This is a genomic window from Pseudoxanthomonas sp. LjRoot143, assembly GCF_964252945.1.
Classification (GTDB): Bacteria; Pseudomonadota; Gammaproteobacteria; order Xanthomonadales; family Xanthomonadaceae; genus Pseudoxanthomonas_A.
In genome coordinates, this window is the sequence record NZ_CAXUPM020000001.1 from 3,973,064 (window position 1) to 3,988,044 (window position 14,981).

A 14,981-nucleotide genomic window follows, 5' to 3' on the forward strand; every position below is an offset into this window, starting at 1 on the left:
TGTCGCGGCGCCTGCGACGGGGGTAGCGTAGGCTGCCCGCATGACGACGAGGGGACGGCCGGGTATCAAGGGACGGGGTTCCACCGGCTACCTGCCGGGCCGGTTCGCCGTGACCACGCCGGAGACGGTCGATGACGGTTGGCACGACGCCGACACCGAGGGCGACATCGCGTCCGCGCCGCCGACCCAGGTGATCGAAGAGGTCGCGCGCAGCGTCATCACCCGCAACCAGTCGCCGGACATCCCGTTCGACCAGTCATTGAACCCGTATCGCGGCTGCGAGCACGGCTGCTCGTACTGCTTTGCCCGCCCCTCGCACGCCTACCTCGACCTGTCGCCGGGGCTGGACTTCGAAACGAAGATCTTCGCCAAGACCAACGCCGCCGACGTGCTGCGGCGCGAGCTGTCGAAGCGGGGTTACGAACCGAAGCCGATCTCGCTGGGCATCAACACCGACGCCTATCAGCCGACCGAACGCAGGCTGCAGCTGACACGCCGGATCATCGAGGTGCTTGCCGAGACGAAGCATCCGTTCTCGCTGATCACCAAGAACGCGCTGATCGAGCGCGATGTGGATCTGCTGGCGCCCATGGCGCGAGAGAACCTGGTGCACGTCTATTTCTCCATCACCACGCTGGACAACGGCCTGTCCTCCCGACTGGAGCCACGCGCCTCGGCGCCCCACAGTCGCCTGCGTGCGGTGAAGCGCCTCGGCGAGGCCGGCATACCGGTCGGCGTGATGTTCGCGCCGGTCATTCCATGGGTGAACGACGCCGAGCTGGAAGCCGTACTGGAGGCGGCGCGCGACGCCGGCGCCACCGCGGCCGGCTATGTGCTGCTGCGCCTGCCGCACGAAGTCGCCCCGCTGTTCCGCGACTGGCTGCAGACGCACCTGCCGGATCGCGCGGCGCATGTGATGAGCACGATCCAGCAACTCCGTGGCGGCAAGGACTACGACAGCCGCTTCGGCCAGTGCCTGAGCGGCGAGGGTGTGTACGCCGACCTGCTGGCGCGTCGCTTCGCGCTGGCGCTGAAGCGCTACGGCTTCCAGGGGCGGCGGCACCCGCCGTTCGACCTCACGCGCTTCGTGGCGCCACGCGCGCCGTCGCCGCAAGGCGAACTGTTCTGAGTTCCGTCGTCGCACCGCGACGATCGGTCACATCGAAGACGCCACCCGCTTGCGGACAATGCACGCTTTCACCTGCACGCGTCTCCCATGATCCAATCGCTCTACCTGGCCGGTCCTGACATCTTCCGTCCCGATGCCGTGGCGCATGGCGAGCGCCTCAAGACGCTGTGCGCGCACTATGGTTTCGAAGGGCTTTTCCCGCTGGACGCGCAGGTCGCCGGGCACGCCACCGGTGATCCGCGCGAGACCGCACGCTGGATCTACCGTGCGGACCTCGGCCTGCTCGATGCCGCCGACGCCGTGCTGGCCAATCTCGACTTTTTCCGTGGCGCCGAGCCCGACAGCGGCACCTGTTTCGAGGTCGGCTACGCGATCGCGCGCGGCAAGCCCGTCTACGGCTACGTGCCCGAAGGTGGCAGCCTGGCCGAGCGCATGCGCCGGCGGTGTCCGCAGTATCTCGGTGCGGAAGGCGGGCTCGACGCGTCTGGATGGGAGCTCGAGGAATTCGACCTGCCCCTCAACCTGATGCTGGCCGTGCCCAGCGTGATCGTCGTGGGTGATGCGGAACTTGCCCTGCAGCGCCTGCGTGCCGACATGGATGCAGGCCTGATCCGCGTGTCAGTGGCTGCCGTATAGCCGTTCCGCCCGCTGGAACAGCACCCAGCTGGTCGCGATGTACTTGTCGCCGTGCAGCGGCCGGTTGCCGCGATGAGTGTGGGTGAAGGCCGTCGGCGCGATCAGCAGGCTGCCCGTGCGCGGCACGATCTTGCGCTGCTGGTGGAAGAACTCGGTCTCACCGGCGCCGAAACCGTCGTTGAGATAGATCGTCCACAGCACGTGGCGGTGCAGGGTCTCCGCATCCGTCGCCTTCGGGAACAGTTCGCAGTGCCAGTACGGGTACCCGCCCTCGCCGGCGGCGTAGCGCTGCAGGTTGATCTTGCCCGGCACGAAGACCTTCATCACCAGCTTCATCAGCGCGGCATCGTCCATGCCGGCGACATCGTCGTAGCGCAGGCGGCGTAGCACGCCCTCCGCATCCGGCTGTTGCAGCATCAATGGCGCGATCAGGCTGAAGGGGTACTTGCGCAGGTACTGCTGCAGGCCGCTGAGCACGGCCAGGTTGAGGCGTTGTTCCACGTCGCGCCAGTCGGCGACACCGCTGATGCCGATGTCGCGGCTGTGCTTGAGCTCGGGATAGTGGCCGCCGCCCACGTGCCCGGGCTGGTCCTGCCCGCTGTTGTCGAAGCGGGCGACGATGGCGCGGCAGGTGTCCGCGTCCAGCGCGTCGGGGTAGACCTCGATGAAGTCGGCGGCCGTGGCGTTCATCGCCCGATTCTAGCCGCCGCGGCTCCTCCGCTCGTCACGCCGCCGCGGTGTCGTGTGCCCGGTGGTAGCCGACCGCGGCCTCGACTTCCTTCTTCGACCCAAGGAACACCGGCACGCGCTGGTGCAGCTGGGTCGGGCGCAGCGACAGGATGTCCTCGCGGCCGGTGCTGGCCGCGCCGCCGGCTTGCTCGACCAGCATGCCCATCGGGTTGGCCTCGTACATCAGGCGCAGCTTGCCGGCCTTGCCCGGGTCCTTGCGGTCCCACGGATAGATGAAGATGCCGCCGCGGGTCAGGATGCGGTGCACGTCGGCGACCATGCTGGCGATCCAGCGCATGTTGAAATCCTTGCCGCGCGGGCCTTCCTTGCCGGTGAGCAGGTCGCTGACGTAGCCCTGCATCGGCGCCTCCCAGTGGCGCTGGTTCGACATGTTGATCGCGAACTCCTTCGTCTCTTCCGGGATCCGCATATCGCGCTGGGTCAACACGAAGGCGCCCTGCTCGCGGTCCAGCGTGAACGCATGCGTGCCGTTGCCGGTGGTCAGCACCAGCATCGTGCTGGGCCCGTAGATGCAGTAGCCGGCGGCGACCTGGTCGCGACCCGGCTGCAGGAAGTGCTCGTCGCCCGGTTTGGTCACGCCGTCCGGGCAGCGCAGTACCGAGAAGATGGTGCCGACCGAAACGTTCACGTCGATGTTCGAGCTGCCGTCCAGCGGATCGAACAGCAGCAGGAAGCCGCCACGCGGATAGGCGTCCGGGATCGGCTGGCTGTGGTCCATTTCCTCCGACGCGCAGGCGGCCAGGTGGCCGCCCCAGGCGTTGGCTTCCAGCAGGATGTCGTTGCTCAGCACGTCCAGCTTCTTCTGCGCTTCGCCCTGCACGTTGCCGGTGCCGGCGTCGCCCAGCACGCCGCCCAGCGCGCCCTTGCTGACCGCGATCGAGATGCTGGTGCAGGCGCGGGCCACCACCGCGATCAGCTGGCGCAGGTCGGCGCTGATGCGGCCGGCGCGCTGTTCTTCGATCAGGTAGCGGCTCAGCGAGACGGCGGACGGAGCGGGAGCGGGCATGATGGGGTCCACGGCGAAGGTGGCGCGCATTGTCCGGGTTGACGAGACCAATGCAAGACCATTCGCTATGCTCGCGGACCTGAACGAGGAAGGATGGGATGGACGAAGCGACCCCGCAGACCTGGCTGGCCCTGTCCTCGGCGCTGGGGCTGGGCCTGCTGATCGGGCTGGTGCGCGAACGCAGCGGCGGGCGTGGCCACAGGATCGCCGGCCTGCGCACGCATGCGCTGGTGGCGTTGGGTGCGGCGGTCGCCGCTTCGCTGGGCCAGCCGGTCCTGCTGGTCGGCCTCGGCATCGTCGGCGTCCTCGCGGCGATGGCCTACCGGGCGACCCACGCGGACGATCCCGGCCTGACCAGCGAGGTCACGCTGGTAGTGACCTTCCTGCTCGGCGCCATGGCGATGCGCACGCCGGCGCTGGCGACCGGGCTGGCGGTCGTCGTCGCCGTGCTGCTTTACGCCAAGCAGCCGCTGCATGAACTGACCCGCGAAACCTTCAGCGAGCGCGAAGTCTTCGACGGCCTGCTGCTATTGGCATCCGCGCTGGTGATCCTGCCGATCCTGCCGGACCGCGCCATCGGACCGTTCGAGGCGATCAACCTGGCGACAATCTGGAAGCTGGTCGTGCTGGTGATGGCGGTCAGCGCGCTAGGCCACATCGTGCTGCGCCTCGTCGGCAATCGCTGGGGCCTGGCGGCGGCGGGTTTCTTCGCCGGCTACGTGTCGTCGACGGCGGCGACGATCGGCTTCGGCCAGCGGGCGAAGGAAACCCCGGCGCTGCTGCGTTCTGCCGTGGCAGCCGCGTTGCTGTCCAATCTCGCCTCGCTGACGCTGTGCGTGCCGATCCTGTGGGCGGTATCGCCACCACTGGTGCGCGACCTGCTGCCCGAGCTGTGCGTGATCGGCGCGGTCCTGCTGGCGGGTGGCCTCGTCGGTCTGCGCGCCGGCCGCGACGAAACGGTGAAACCGCCGACCTCCGAAAGCCGCATGTTCCGCTTCGGCCAGGCGCTGGGTTTCGCCCTGCTGGTCGCGGTGCTGACGTTCGTTGCGGCAGCGCTGGCGGCGTGGATCGGCCCGCGCGGCGCGATGGCGGCTGCTGCGCTGTCTGCTGCGGCGGAACTGCATGCCGCGGTGGCGACACTGGCCAACCAGTTCGCGCGTGGCGGACTCGAAGCGGCGGAGGCACGCTGGTGGATGCTGGCGCTGCTGTCGGCCAGCCTGATCGCCAAGTCGGTGATCGCGTGGGTCAGTGGCGGTGCGGCGTATGGCGTGCGCGTGTCGGCCGGTCTGCTGACCGCGCTCGCCGCCGGAGCGGCGATGGTGTGGGTGTTCTGACGCGCTTGCGATGTTTGTTGTGGGAGCGACGTCAGTCGCGATGCTTTTCCCCTGATTGTTCATCGCGACTGACGTCGCTCCCACAGGAAGCAGGGTCGGCGTCTTTCAGATGATCCGCAGCGTGATCGCCTTCAGCACGGCACGGGTGCGGTCGCGCGTGCCCAGCTTGTCGAGGATGGTGGAGACGTAGTTCTTCACCGTGCCTTCGGCCAGGAACAGCGTGCGTGCGATCTCCTTGTTCGAGTAACCGCCGGCGAGCAGGCGCAGGATCGCGACCTCGCGTTCGCTGAAGGTATCGGTGGGCGGCGCTTCGTCGCGGAAGCGGAAACGCGCGCGCACGGGGTCCGTGCTCACCGGCTGCAGCAGCGTCTCGCCTGCGGCCACGCGCTGGATAGCGTCGTGCAGGTCTTCCGGTGCGGCGTCCTTCAGCAGGAAGCCTTGAGCGCCCGCGTCGGTCGCGCGCAGCAGCAGGTCGCTGTCGTCGAACGTGGTGAGCAGCAGGAACGGCGTGCGGTCGCCGCGCTCGCGCAGCCTGATCAATGCATCGATGCCGTCGACACCGGGCATGCGGATATCGCTCAGCACCACGTCCACCGGCTGCGATTCCAACTTCGCCAGCAGGTCGGCGCCGTCGTCGGCCTCGAACACCACCTCGACCTGCTGCGCTTTCAGCAGGGCGCGCAGGCCGGCGCGGACCAGCGCCTGGTCGTCGGCCAGGGCGACACGCACGCTCATGCGGGCAACCTCACGTCCAGGCGCAGGCCACCTGTCGCGCTAGTGCCAAAGTGCAGCTCGCCCCCCAGGGCGGCGACGCGCTCACGGATGCCCGACAGGCCGTTGCCTTCGCGCACGCGGCTCTTGAGGCGGCCGTCGTCTTCGATCTGCAGGTGCATGCCTGCGTCCTCCTTCTTCAATGACACGGTCAGCGTCTCCGCACTGGCATGGCGCGCCGCGTTCGTCAGGCATTCCTGGACGATGCGCAGCAGTGACTCGGCAACGGCAGGATCGTCGACCTTCACGCCGTCCTCAATACGGAGATCCAGTGCCGGTCGCGGCAGCGGCGCGGCTAGCGCGCGGATCGCCGTCTGCAGGTCCAGTCCGCGCGAGTCGCGCATGGCCTGCACCACGCTGCGGATGTCGTCCAGCAGTTCGGTCGACAGCTGTTGCGCGATGCGGATTTCCTCGCGTGCCGCCAGCGCCGGATCGCTCGCGAGCGCACGCAGGTTGAGTTTCATCGCGGTCAGCTTGTGGCCGGCGACGTCATGCAGCTCCCGCGCCACGCGCAGGCGTTCGGCGTCGCGTGCGCTGTCGGCCAACAGGGCGCGCGTCGCCAGCAGGTCGGCATTGACGCGTGCCAGTGCATCGCGCGAGTCCTCGGCGCGACGGGCGTAGTACACGCACAGGCCGGCCAGCGACTGGAACCCGATGTTGATCAGCGTCATCGTGAACGGCGCTCCGAACTCGTGATGCACCATCATCAGGTAGAAGGCGAGGTTCAACAGCGCAGCCGCCGCGATCAGCCAGCGCGGCGGCAGCACGTTCGTGGCGCAGGCGACCCAGACGACCAGCAGTACCTGCGCGGTGCCGAGCCGTGGCGTCAGCCAGGCCAGCAGCAGGCACAGGCCCGCCATCGCCGCCAACGCCAGCAACCGGCGCCGATGCCAGTGTTCGGGCCCGATGGCGAAGAACAGAAACCCCGCGGCGTAGCCCGCCAACGCGGCGGATGCGGCCGGCAGCACGTCCGCCGGCAGGAAGCGCAGGCCCAGCGCCACGGCGGCCAGCGTGAAGACGCCTGCCAGCGTCATGGGTTCGCGAAGTCGGGTCAGGGACGTCCACATGCGTCCATGCTGTCGCGTGCCTCGCGCCGAGGCAATGGCTTCGGCGCAAGTGGTGACTTCCGGCAGGTCGGTCGCTGACGGTCAGAACGCGTCGCCGGGCACGCGCACCGCGCCTTCCATCAGCACGCGCGCGCTGCGGCTCATCACCGCCTTGGTCACCGCCCACTTGCCGTCGACCTGCTTCACGTCAGCCCCCACGCGCAGCGTGCCGGAGGGATGTCCGAACACCAGCACCTCGCGCGTGCCGCCACCGGCGGCCGCGTTCACCACGGTGCCGGGCACGGCGGCCGCGGTGGCGATGGCGACCGACGCGGTGCCCATCATCGCGTGGTGCAGCTTGCCCATCGACATGGCGCGTGCGAGCAGGTCGATGTCGCCGGCCTGTACCGGCTTGCCGCTGGACGATACGTAGTCCTTTGGTGGCGCGACGAAGGCCACCTTCGGCGTCAGCGGTCGCTTCGCCGCGGCCTCGACGCTGTCGACCAGGCCCATGCGGACGGCGCCATGCGCGCGGATCGCTTCCAGTTTCGCCAGCGCGGCCTTGTCCTCGTTGATCGCGCCCTGCAGTTCGGTGCCGTCGTAACCGAGTGCCGCGGCCTCGACGAACACCACCGGCACGCCGGCATTGATCATCGTGGCCTTGAACACGCCCACGCCCGGCACGTCGAGGTCGTCGACCAGGTGGCCGGTCGGGAACATGGCGCCGCCACCCTCGCCTTCGCCCTCGTCGGCCGGATCGATGAACTCGAGCTGCACTTCCGCGGCCGGAAACGTCACGCCGTCCAGTTCGAAGTCGCCGGTCTCTTGCACTTCCCCATTCGTCACTTGCACGTGCGCAACGATGGTCTTGTGGATGTTGGCCTGCCAGATGCGGACGGTGACGACGCCGTTCTCGGGAATGCGCGCCGCATCGATGAAGCCGTTGGCGATCGCGAACGGACCCACCGCCGACGACAGGTTGCCGCAGTTGCCGCTCCAGTCGATGAAGGACTCGTTGATCGGCACCTGTCCGTAGAGGTAGTCGACGTCATGACCGGGCTGCGTGCTGGCCGAAATGATCACCACCTTGCTGGTGCTCGACGTCGCCCCGCCCATGCCGTCGGTGTGCTTGCCGTACGGATCAGGCGATCCGATGACACGGCTGAGCACCGCATCGCGCACCGGTCCTGGTGCCCGCGCACGTTCGGGCAGGTCCTGAAGGCGGAAGAACACGCCTTTCGACGTGCCGCCGCGCATGTAGGTGGCGGGGATGCGAATCTGGGGGGCGTGGGTCATGGACGTTATCCGTTGACTTGATAGGGTACGACTTAGAACAAGGACGATTGCGTTGCAGGCGGATCAAGCTCGGGCAGCAAAGACCAACTCCCGACGACTTCGTAGCCATATGGGTCGCCGCTACCGATCACCAGGCACAAGGTATCGATCGTCCAGGCGATCGGCGGATCAAGCGCGACCTTGTTGAACGCGCGTGGCGCCCTGTAACTCAAGGTGACATGCGGCGTCACGCCCGTCGCAATATGGCCGAATCCGGCTTCGATCAGCTGGCCCTGCACCGACGCGAGCAACTCCTTGAACGCCGTGGGCTTGCCATATGCACGCAGGGTGCAGTGCTGCTTCGGGGCCGCAAGATCAGGGCCCTCGATGCGATTGAAGATGAGCGTGCAAGCATGTGCCGAAATGCGATCGCCGACCCGCAGCAACGCATCGCGATCCCTTGTCGTCGGATCAAAGATCCGTTCCGAGAAAGACTGGTGCCAGTTCTCTGCAGGAAACAGGGAAGTTCCCAATTCGCGCATCACCCCAAGGGAGATAAACCGCTGCAGCGCGTCTCTCGACCACGCGGTCGGGGGCAGCGCTGCGAAGAAGATGCGAGGAGGAGAAGGTCTTCTCACCTGATGACCACGCACAAGAACTTTGGCGTAGTGTTACGCGCCATCGGGAATCTCGGGTTCGACCAGCTTCGCCAGCATCTCCAGCGATTCCTGCCAACCCTGGTAGCAGAAGTCGACCGGGATCGCGGCGGGGATGCCTTCCTGCACGACATTCAACTCGGTGCCGGCGATGCTCTGCTTCAGCGTCACCGTCATCTGCATCTGGCCCGGCAGGCCAGGGTTGTCGAACTGGTCGGTGTAGCGCAGCAGCTCGTTCTCCACCAACTCCACGTAGGTGCCGCCGAAGGAATGGCTGGAGCCGGTGCCGAAGTTGGTGAACGACATCGTGTAGCCCCCGCCCACGCGCGCGTCCATCGAATGAACCTTGCCGGTGAACCCATGCGGCGGCAGCCATTTCACCATCGCGTCCGGATCGAGGAACGCGCGATAGACGCGGGACGGCGGCGCGCGCAGCACGCGGTGAAGGCGGACGGTACCGGGCGTGGCGTTGTCGGACATGATCGGACTCCTGTGCGTTGGATGTACCGGTACGACGAACGGGTCAGGCCGCTTTCGACGCGTCGAGGAAATCCTGCGCGAACCGTTGCAGCACCCCGCCCGCCTCGTAGATCGACACTTCCTCGTCCGAGTCGAGGCGGCAGGTCACCGGCACCCGCACGGTCTCGCCGTTGGCGCGATGGATCACCAGCGTCAGCTCGGCGCGCGGCCGGCGCTCGCCGACCACGTCGAACGTCTCGGTGCCGTCGATGCCGTAGGTCTTGCGGGTCTCGCCCGGCCTGAACTCCAGCGGCAGCACGCCCATGCCGATCAGGTTGGTGCGGTGGATGCGCTCGAAGCCTTCGGCCACGATCGCCTCCACGCCGGCCAGGCGCACGCCCTTCGCCGCCCAGTCGCGCGAACTGCCCTGGCCGTAGTCGGCGCCGGCGATGATCACCAGCGGCTGCTTGCGGTCCATGTAGGTCTCGATGGCTTCCCACATGCGCACCACCTGCCCGTCCGGCTCGATGCGGGCCAGCGATCCCTTCTTCACCTCGCCGCCAACCACGGCCATCTCGTTGACGAGCTGCGGGTTGGCGAACGTCGCGCGCTGCGCGGTCAGGTGATCGCCGCGGTGCGTGGCGTAGGAATTGAAGTCCTCTTCCGGCAAGCCCATCTTCGCCAGGTACTCGCCGGCCGCGCTGGACGCGAGGATCGCGTTCGACGGCGACAGGTGGTCGGTGGTGATGTTGTCGCCCAGCACGGCCAGCGGCCGCATGCCGCGCAGCGTGCGTTCGCCGGCCAGTGCGCCTTCCCAGTACGGCGGACGACGGATGTAGGTGCTCTGCGGGCGCCAGGCGTACAGCGGGTCAACCTTGCCGCCGTGCTCAACGCGCACATTGAACATCGGCTCGTAGACCTTGCGGAACTGCGCCGGCTTCACGCTCGCCTTGACGATGGCGTCGATCTCCTCGTCGCTCGGCCAGATGTCCTTCAACGTGATCGCGTTGCCATCGGCATCGAGGCCCAGCGCGTCCTTCTCGATGTCGAAGCGCACGGTGCCAGCGATGGCGTAGGCGATCACCAGCGGTGGCGAGGCCAAGAACGCCTGCTTCGCATACGGATGGATGCGGCCATCGAAGTTGCGGTTGCCCGACAACACGGCCGTCGCATACAGGTCGCGGTCGATGATCTCCTGTTGGATCTTCGGATCCAGCGCACCGCTCATGCCGTTGCAGGTGGTGCAGGCGAACGCGACGATGCCGAAGCCGAGCTGCTCCAGGTCGGGCAGCAGGCCGGACTCTTCCAGGTACAGCTGCACGGCCTTGGAGCCCGGCGCCAGCGACGATTTCACCCACGGCTTGCGCACCAGGCCCTTCGCATTGGCGTTGCGTGCGAGCAGCGCGGCGGCGATGACGTTGCGCGGGTTGCTGGTGTTGGTGCACGAGGTGATCGCGGCGATGATCACCGCGCCATCGGGCATCAGGCCCTGCGCCTCCTCTCCCCTGCCCGCCTGCAGCTTGGCTTCGTCGGCGATGCCGCGCTCGGCCAGTGCGCTGGTCGGCAGGCGCTTGTGCGGGTTCGACGGGCCGGCCATGTTGCGCACGACGGTGGACAGGTCGAACTGCAGCGTTCGTTCGTACTGCGCGCTCTTCAGGTCGTCGGCCCACAGGCCGGCGGTCTTCGCGTAGGCCTCGACCAGTGCGACCTGCTCGTCGCTGCGGCCGGTCAGGCGCAGGTAGTCCAGCGTGTTGTCGTCGATGAAGAACATCGCCGCGGTCGCGCCGTACTCGGGCGCCATGTTCGAGATGGTCGCGCGGTCGCCGATGGTCAGCGCCGCCGCACCTTCGCCGCGGAACTCCAGGTACGCGCCGACGACCTTCGACTGGCGCAGGAATTCGGTCAGCGCCAGCACCACATCGGTCGCGGTGATGCCCGGTGCAGGCCTTCCGCTCAGTTCGACACCGACGATGTCCGGCGTGCGCATCCACGACGCGCGACCGAGCATGACGTTCTCTGCTTCCAGCCCGCCGACGCCGATCGCGATGACGCCCAGCGCATCGACGTGCGGCGTGTGGCTGTCGGTGCCGACGCAGGTGTCGGGGAACGCGACGCCGTCCTGGGTGTAGATCACCGGCGACATCTTCTCCAGGTTGATCTGATGCATGATCCCGTTACCCGGCGGGATCACGTCGACGTTCTTGAATGCCAGCTTGGTCCAGTCGATGAAGTGGAACCGGTCCTCGTTGCGACGGTCCTCGATGGCGCGGTTCTTCGCGAATGCATCCGGGTCGTAGCCGCCGCACTCCACCGCCAGCGAGTGGTCGACGATCAGCTGCACCGGCACCACCGGGTTCACCTGCGCCGGATCGCCGCCCATGTCGGCGATGGCATCGCGCAGGCCGGCCAAGTCGACCAACGCGGTCTGGCCGAGGATGTCGTGGCAGACCACGCGCACCGGGAACCAGGGGAAATCCAGGTCGCGGCGGCGCTCGATGAGCTGGCGCAGGAAGTCGTCGCGGCGCGCGGGATCGGCGCGACGGACGATGTTTTCGGCGTGGACGCGCGCGGTGTACGGCAACGTGGCCCAGGCGCCGGCCTGCAGGGCATCGACGGCGGCGCGCGCGTCGTAGTAATCGAGCTTGGTGCCCGGGAGCGAGGTGCGGTAGTCGGTATTCATGGCGTGCCGTCAGCTGTGAACGAAGCGCGCGTGGCGCGCGATCACTATGCTACCGGAGCCCCTGCCCGCCCACGTGGAGCGGTGACCCGCCGTCGGAAAGAAATCGCCGATGCGTTGACGGAGACCATCAACCTGCGCCGGTTATCCGAAGACCAGCACGCCCTTCATCATGTTCCAGTGCCCGGGGAAGCTGCAGAAGAAGGTGTAGTCGCCGCCCTTGCGCAGGCGCGAGGTCGGGAACACCACCTCGGTCGTCTGTCCGCCACCGATCACCGGTGTATGCGCCAGCACGCGCGCGTCGTTGCGCGGCAGGAAATCGTCGGCCAGTTTCATGCGCCCGCCGGCCAGCCCGACCTCGCGGTGGTGGCGCGTTTCCGTCAGCACCCAGTTGTGCCCCATCGCCTGCGCCGGCATGCGGCCCACGTGCTGCAGCACCACGCGTAGCTGCGCGCAGTCGCCCGGCACGCGGATCGTCTTCAGGTTGAAGCTCATCATGTCCGTCGCTTCGATCGTCACCGCGCAGTTGCGGCCGAAGGCGGTGTTGGAGACGGACAACAGCGCGCAGAGGGCGATCAGCGGAAGCAGGTATCGGAGCATCGGGCATCCACGGAAACGAGGGATGCCACGATTGTAAGCGCTGCGTCAGACGTCGCCGCCGTCCGCCCAGCCTTCACCGGTGCCGCGCGTATAGACCTTGTCGCCTTCGCGTACGTCGCCGGCCGGGATCGCATCCTGCTTTTCCAGGCGGGCATAGATCGGCGTGAAGTCCGGCGCGGTCGCGTTCATCAGCTGATCGAAGCTGTCGATGACGAAGTAGGTCTTCTGGAAGGTGTCGATGCGATAGCGCGTGCGCATGATCCGCTCCAGGTCGAAGCCGATGCGGTTGGGCGCGTCGGATTCCAGCGAGTACAGCGACTCGCCTTTCGACGACACGATGCCGGCACCGTAGATGCGCAGGCCGTCCTTGGTGTTGATCAGGCCGAATTCCACCGTGTACCAGTACAGCCGCGTCAGGTGCTGCAGCGCGTCCGTGCCGATGCCGTGCGCCTTCACGCCGCCCTTGCCGTACGCCTCCATGTAGTCGGCGAACACCGGGTTCATCAGCAGCGGCACGTGGCCGAACAGGTCGTGGAACAGGTCCGGCTCGGCGATGTAGTCGATCTGGTCGGGGCGACGGATCCACCAGGTCACCGGGAAGCGCCGGTTGGCCAGGTGGTCGAAGAATTCCAGCTCCGGCAGCAGGCCCTCCACGCCGACCAGCGTCCAGCCCGTGGCGGCGCGCAGCACGTCGTTCAGTTCTTCGAAGCGGGGGATGCGGTCCGGGGTCATGCCCATCGCGTCCTGCGCCTGCAGGAACTCGTCGCAGGCGCGCCCGACCAGCAGCGCCCGCTGGCGCTCATACAGCGTGCCCCAGGTGGCGTGGTCGTCGGCCGGGTAGTCGGCGGGCTGATCCACGAGGGCGGTCGTGTACACCGGCACGTAGCCCTTGTCGGTCTGATGGTGCTCGACGCGGCGCGGCTCGTTCATGGGGTTCCCCGGAAAGATCTGGTCAAGGGACGATGCTAGCCGTAGTTCCACGCAACAGGCTTGCAAAGTTGCGCGAATACCGACAGGTGGCGCAATGATCGTGCATGAACAGGCTATCCTGTGCAGGATATGACCGAATCGGCCACCCTCGACCGGACCGACCTGCGCCTGCTGGCCCTGCTTCAGCGGGATGGCCGGGCGACCAATGCCGACATCGCCGCTCAGGTGAACCTGTCGCCGTCGGCGTGTCTCCGTCGCATCCAGCGGCTGGAGGCGACAGGCGTGATCGCCGGGTACGGCGCGCGCGTCGATCCCAAGGCGGTGGGCCTGGGCCTCCAGGCGTTCGTGCGTGTCCAGCTCGAGCGGCACGACCCCGCCAGCGTCCAGCTGTTCGGCGACGGCGTGCGGGCGAGGGACGAAGTGGTGGCCTGCTATGCGTTGACCGGCGACATGGACTACCTGTTGCACGTGGTGGTGCAGGACCTGGAGCACTTCTCACGCTTCCTGCTCGACGGGCTGCTCAACGCCAGCGGCGTCGCCGACGTGAACTCCAGCTTCGTGCTGCGCGCGGTGAAGACCGACGCCGGCTTGCCGTTGCCGAAGGTCTGATCGAGGACATCGCCTGTCCGCGTCGCGTGCTACAACGCGCTCGCCACTTTCGGAGGAACCGCCATGTACGGACTGATCGGCAAGATGCGCGCCACGCCCGGGCAGCGCGACGCAGTGCTCGCGATCCTGCTGGAGGGCACCGAGGCCATGCCGGGCTGCCTGAGCTACGTCATCGCGCAGGATCCGGCCGATGCGGACGCGATCTGGATCACCGAAGTCTGGACCGATGCCGCCAGCCACAAGGCCTCGCTGTCGCTGCCCGCCGTGCAGCAGGCCATCGCGAAGGCGCGCCCACTGATCGCCGGCTTCGACAGCCATGTCGAAACGGTGCCGGTGGGCGGGCAGGGATTGCCGTCAGTGCGCTGATCGCGCGAAACATCGATGTGGGAGCGACGCAAGTCGCGATGACGGCACCGCGGCGGTTCATCGCGACTTGCGTCGCTCCCGCATCAGCGTCGGCGTACCCGCGGATTTCGTCCTAGACTGCGTCATGGATCTCTTCCTCGCCTCCTGGCAGCGCGCATGGACCGGCATCGGCGCGGCGGGCGAGGGCAGTGCGCTGTTCGAGCAGCTGAAAACCGCGTACGCGGAACCGCAGCGCCATTACCACACGCTCCAGCACCTCGGTGAATGCCTGGCGGCCTTCGATGGAGCGCAAGGGTTGGCCGAGCATCCGCATGCGATCGAGATGGCGCTGTGGTTCCACGACGCCATCTACGACGTCAAAGGCCATGACAACGAACAGCGCAGTGCCGACTGGGCGCGCGATGCGCTACTCGCGGCCGGCGTCGGCAGCGAATCGGCGCAGCATGTCCACGATCTGGTGATGGCGACGCGGCATACCGCCGTGCCGCAGGGCAGGGACGAACAACTGCTGGTCGACATCGACCTGTCGATCCTCGGCGCTGAACGCACCCGCTTCGACGAATACGAGCAGCAGATCCGCAAGGAATACAGCTACGTGCCGGCCTTCCTGTTCCGGCGGAAGCGCAAGGAGATCCTGCTCGGCTTCATGGATCGTCCGGCGATCTACAGCACGCCGCATTTCCACGCTGCGCTGGAGGCGAGGGCGCGCGACAACCTGCGTCGCGTGACCTCCTGAT

At 67.5% G+C, this 14,981-nt stretch carries 16 protein-coding genes; 6 read left to right on the forward strand and 10 right to left on the reverse strand.

What is annotated here, in order from left to right; genetic code table 11:
• Window positions 1–40 precede the first annotated feature (40 nt).
• Window positions 41–1,129 (forward strand): PA0069 family radical SAM protein, encoded by a 1,089-nt coding sequence (locus ACSQ1W_RS19055; protein WP_436045432.1) that lies wholly within the window; start codon window positions 41–43, stop codon window positions 1,127–1,129.
• 87 nt (window positions 1,130–1,216) lie between these two features.
• Entirely contained in the window at window positions 1,217–1,765 is a 549-nt protein-coding gene (locus ACSQ1W_RS19060) for a nucleoside 2-deoxyribosyltransferase (protein ID WP_436045434.1), read from the forward strand.
• Here the strand turns inward: ACSQ1W_RS19060 and ACSQ1W_RS19065 are convergent.
• Together ACSQ1W_RS19065 and ACSQ1W_RS19070 are read right to left on the reverse strand one after the other, a co-directional pair.
• Entirely contained in the window at window positions 1,748–2,455 is a 708-nt protein-coding gene (locus ACSQ1W_RS19065; RefSeq protein WP_436045436.1) for a 2OG-Fe(II) oxygenase, read from the reverse strand. The genes ACSQ1W_RS19060 and ACSQ1W_RS19065 overlap by 18 nt on opposite strands.
• Window positions 2,456–2,489: 34 nt before the next feature.
• Window positions 2,490–3,521, reverse strand: a complete 1,032-nt coding sequence (locus tag ACSQ1W_RS19070) for a class 1 fructose-bisphosphatase (protein ID WP_436045437.1) — start codon at window positions 3,519–3,521, stop codon at window positions 2,490–2,492.
• Between the two features lie 98 nt (window positions 3,522–3,619).
• On the opposite strand from ACSQ1W_RS19070, the gene ACSQ1W_RS19075 reads away from it, so the two are divergent.
• Window positions 3,620–4,855 (forward strand): MgtC/SapB family protein, encoded by a 1,236-nt coding sequence (locus ACSQ1W_RS19075; protein WP_436045439.1) that lies wholly within the window; start codon window positions 3,620–3,622, stop codon window positions 4,853–4,855.
• Window positions 4,856–4,960: 105 nt separating this feature from the next.
• On the opposite strand, the gene ACSQ1W_RS19080 is transcribed toward ACSQ1W_RS19075, so the two are convergent.
• The 8 genes from ACSQ1W_RS19080 to phhA all read right to left on the reverse strand — a co-directional run bounded on the left by ACSQ1W_RS19080 (window position 4,961) and on the right by phhA (window position 13,269).
• Entirely contained in the window at window positions 4,961–5,590 is a 630-nt protein-coding gene (locus ACSQ1W_RS19080) for a response regulator (RefSeq protein WP_436045441.1), read from the reverse strand.
• Window positions 5,587–6,693 carry a sensor histidine kinase gene (locus ACSQ1W_RS19085; RefSeq protein WP_436045443.1) on the reverse strand — a complete coding sequence of 369 codons (1,107 nt, stop codon included), beginning with the start codon at window positions 6,691–6,693 and terminating at the stop codon, window positions 5,587–5,589. Before ACSQ1W_RS19085 ends, ACSQ1W_RS19080 begins: the two co-directional genes overlap by 4 nt.
• Window positions 6,694–6,774: 81 nt before the next feature.
• The gene (prpF, locus tag ACSQ1W_RS19090; protein WP_436045445.1) at window positions 6,775–7,968 is read right to left on the reverse strand and encodes a 2-methylaconitate cis-trans isomerase PrpF; all 1,194 of its coding nucleotides are present in this window, start codon (window positions 7,966–7,968) and stop codon (window positions 6,775–6,777) included.
• Window positions 7,969–8,000: 32 nt separating this feature from the next.
• The gene (locus ACSQ1W_RS19095; protein WP_436045447.1) at window positions 8,001–8,489 is read right to left on the reverse strand and encodes a hypothetical protein; all 489 of its coding nucleotides are present in this window, start codon (window positions 8,487–8,489) and stop codon (window positions 8,001–8,003) included.
• A gap of 129 nt (window positions 8,490–8,618) precedes the next feature.
• Window positions 8,619–9,083: an SRPBCC family protein gene (locus tag ACSQ1W_RS19100; protein WP_436045449.1), complete on the reverse strand. Its 465-nt coding sequence runs from the start codon at window positions 9,081–9,083 to the stop codon at window positions 8,619–8,621.
• A 43-nt stretch (window positions 9,084–9,126) separates the two neighbouring features.
• Complete coding sequence (acnD, locus tag ACSQ1W_RS19105) at window positions 9,127–11,742, reverse strand: Fe/S-dependent 2-methylisocitrate dehydratase AcnD (protein WP_436045451.1); 2,616 nt, start codon at window positions 11,740–11,742, stop codon at window positions 9,127–9,129.
• A gap of 141 nt (window positions 11,743–11,883) precedes the next feature.
• The gene (gene azu, locus ACSQ1W_RS19110; RefSeq protein ID WP_436045453.1) at window positions 11,884–12,339 is read right to left on the reverse strand and encodes an azurin; all 456 of its coding nucleotides are present in this window, start codon (window positions 12,337–12,339) and stop codon (window positions 11,884–11,886) included.
• Between the two features lie 45 nt (window positions 12,340–12,384).
• Window positions 12,385–13,269: a phenylalanine 4-monooxygenase gene (gene phhA, locus ACSQ1W_RS19115; protein ID WP_436045455.1), complete on the reverse strand. Its 885-nt coding sequence runs from the start codon at window positions 13,267–13,269 to the stop codon at window positions 12,385–12,387.
• A gap of 129 nt (window positions 13,270–13,398) precedes the next feature.
• On the opposite strand from phhA, the gene ACSQ1W_RS19120 reads away from it, so the two are divergent.
• The 3 genes from ACSQ1W_RS19120 (at window position 13,399) to ACSQ1W_RS19130 (ending at window position 14,980) form a co-directional block, all read left to right on the forward strand.
• Entirely contained in the window at window positions 13,399–13,878 is a 480-nt protein-coding gene (locus tag ACSQ1W_RS19120) for an Lrp/AsnC family transcriptional regulator (RefSeq protein WP_436045457.1), read from the forward strand.
• 63 nt (window positions 13,879–13,941) lie between these two features.
• Window positions 13,942–14,244 (forward strand): putative quinol monooxygenase, encoded by a 303-nt coding sequence (locus ACSQ1W_RS19125; protein ID WP_436045459.1) that lies wholly within the window; start codon window positions 13,942–13,944, stop codon window positions 14,242–14,244.
• A gap of 124 nt (window positions 14,245–14,368) precedes the next feature.
• The gene (locus tag ACSQ1W_RS19130; RefSeq protein WP_436045461.1) at window positions 14,369–14,980 is read left to right on the forward strand and encodes an HD domain-containing protein; all 612 of its coding nucleotides are present in this window, start codon (window positions 14,369–14,371) and stop codon (window positions 14,978–14,980) included.
• Window position 14,981: the final 1 nt, after the last annotated feature.

What these genes read in the sequence shown, in the direction of transcription:
- ACSQ1W_RS19070 (WP_436045437.1), bottom strand. Translation starts at nt 3,521, where the DNA reads ATGCCCGCTCCCGCTCCGTCCGCCGTCTCGCTGAGCCGCTACCTGATC.
- ACSQ1W_RS19095 (WP_436045447.1), bottom strand. Translation starts at nt 8,489, where the DNA reads ATGCGCGAATTGGGAACTTCCCTGTTTCCTGCAGAGAACTGGCACCAG.
- ACSQ1W_RS19065 (WP_436045436.1), bottom strand. Translation starts at nt 2,455, where the DNA reads ATGAACGCCACGGCCGCCGACTTCATCGAGGTCTACCCCGACGCGCTG.
- ACSQ1W_RS19085 (WP_436045443.1), bottom strand. Translation starts at nt 6,693, where the DNA reads ATGTGGACGTCCCTGACCCGACTTCGCGAACCCATGACGCTGGCAGGC.
- ACSQ1W_RS19060 (WP_436045434.1), top strand. Translation starts at nt 1,217, where the DNA reads ATGATCCAATCGCTCTACCTGGCCGGTCCTGACATCTTCCGTCCCGAT.
- phhA (WP_436045455.1), bottom strand. Translation starts at nt 13,269, where the DNA reads ATGAACGAGCCGCGCCGCGTCGAGCACCATCAGACCGACAAGGGCTAC.
- ACSQ1W_RS19075 (WP_436045439.1), top strand. Translation starts at nt 3,620, where the DNA reads ATGGACGAAGCGACCCCGCAGACCTGGCTGGCCCTGTCCTCGGCGCTG.
- prpF (WP_436045445.1), bottom strand. Translation starts at nt 7,968, where the DNA reads ATGACCCACGCCCCCCAGATTCGCATCCCCGCCACCTACATGCGCGGC.
- ACSQ1W_RS19055 (WP_436045432.1), top strand. Translation starts at nt 41, where the DNA reads ATGACGACGAGGGGACGGCCGGGTATCAAGGGACGGGGTTCCACCGGC.
- azu (WP_436045453.1), bottom strand. Translation starts at nt 12,339, where the DNA reads ATGCTCCGATACCTGCTTCCGCTGATCGCCCTCTGCGCGCTGTTGTCC.
- acnD (WP_436045451.1), bottom strand. Translation starts at nt 11,742, where the DNA reads ATGAATACCGACTACCGCACCTCGCTCCCGGGCACCAAGCTCGATTAC.
- ACSQ1W_RS19100 (WP_436045449.1), bottom strand. Translation starts at nt 9,083, where the DNA reads ATGTCCGACAACGCCACGCCCGGTACCGTCCGCCTTCACCGCGTGCTG.
- ACSQ1W_RS19080 (WP_436045441.1), bottom strand. Translation starts at nt 5,590, where the DNA reads ATGAGCGTGCGTGTCGCCCTGGCCGACGACCAGGCGCTGGTCCGCGCC.
- ACSQ1W_RS19130 (WP_436045461.1), top strand. Translation starts at nt 14,369, where the DNA reads ATGGATCTCTTCCTCGCCTCCTGGCAGCGCGCATGGACCGGCATCGGC.
- ACSQ1W_RS19120 (WP_436045457.1), top strand. Translation starts at nt 13,399, where the DNA reads ATGACCGAATCGGCCACCCTCGACCGGACCGACCTGCGCCTGCTGGCC.
- ACSQ1W_RS19125 (WP_436045459.1), top strand. Translation starts at nt 13,942, where the DNA reads ATGTACGGACTGATCGGCAAGATGCGCGCCACGCCCGGGCAGCGCGAC.